Here is a 1,209-nt window from a genome sequence, read left to right on the forward strand (position 1 = left end):
CGCCGTCGGCGGCTACTGGCCCGGCGACCCCGACAACAACACCACCTTCCCCCAGCAACTCGTCGTCGACCACGTACGCGTCACCACCAGCGACAGCCAGCCCCCGGCCTGAGCACGCGTGGTCCCGCCGGGCCGGCCGGCCCGGCGGGACCACGCGGCCCGGCGAGAGGGACACGGACGGACGGGCCGCGTCCCGGACCGTCCATGAGCCCTACGGCCCCCGGTACGTCTCCAGCAGCCGCCGTTAAAGCTAGACATTACGAGGGCGGGCGCGTCGGATCAAGGAGATCGGACCGGGCTGCCGGTCGGGCCCCGGTGGCGGAGGCCATGCGTCGACAGCCTGCGTCAGGAAGGCGCGGAGGCGCCCTCCTGCGTGCGGGGCTCCGGACCGCCAGGTCGTCCGGAACTCCGAGTGAAGAGCCCGATACTCGCGCAGAGAGCACCGCGTCACCGAGGATGCTCAGCACCCTCGGCGACCGTTTCCCTCTGCTCGCGCGGAAGCATCCGCGTCCGGTGACGAGCCTGGCCAGGGCGGCCAGAGTGCCGCAACGTGAACGACGTCCTCATGTCCGGCTGCGACGGGCTCAAGGGCCTGCCCGACGCCGTCGGACCGTCTGGCCGCAGACGACCGTGCGGACCCTCGTGGTTGAACCACTGCGGAACTCCTCCCATTGTTCAGCCCGCCAGGACTGGGACAGGATCGCCGAACTCCTCAGGCCCGTCTACACCGAGGACCCGCACTCGAACGGTTCGCTGAGTTCGCGGACCAGTGGGGCAAGAAGTACCCGGCGATCGTCCGGCCCTGGGAGAACGCCCCGGAGGAGTTCACCCCGTTCCTCCGGTTCGACACCGAGATCATGTCGCTCAACCCGACCGGCAAGGGCCGGGCCCGCTGGACCATGCGCTGGAAAACCGCCATGAACGCCTTCGACATCCCCTTCGACGGCTGGCTCTCCGCACACGTCATTACCCCTCAACAACCCTATTTACAAAGCTCATTTGACCGACCCGGCAACACAGAAAGCCGGTGAGTCGGGGGCTGCAGCGGCCCATGGCGACGCAGGCCGAGGTCATGGGGGCTCGTGGATCACCTCTCCTCGAGACGGTTCGGCCGGGGGAGTGTCATGAATCAGGTGTGGATCTCCCCGAAGGAGTGAGCCTGATGAGTACGACGACTGGTCACCTGATCGAGACCGTGGACGGTGTGTC

The 1,209-nt window shown here is 68.2% G+C and carries 2 pseudogenes; both read left to right on the forward strand.

Annotation, left to right across the window (positions count from 1 at the left end):
- Positions 1–112, forward strand: a pseudogene (locus tag ACIQM0_RS39340) (glycoside hydrolase family 16 protein); the annotation flags it as partial.
- Positions 113–544: 432 nt separating this feature from the next.
- A pseudogene (locus ACIQM0_RS39345) lies at positions 545–959 on the forward strand (transposase); the annotation flags it as partial.
- Between the last annotated feature and the right edge of the window lie 250 nt (positions 960–1,209).

This window comes from Streptomyces sp. NPDC091387 (genome assembly GCF_044756945.1).
Classification (GTDB): domain Bacteria; phylum Actinomycetota; class Actinomycetes; order Streptomycetales; family Streptomycetaceae; genus Streptomyces.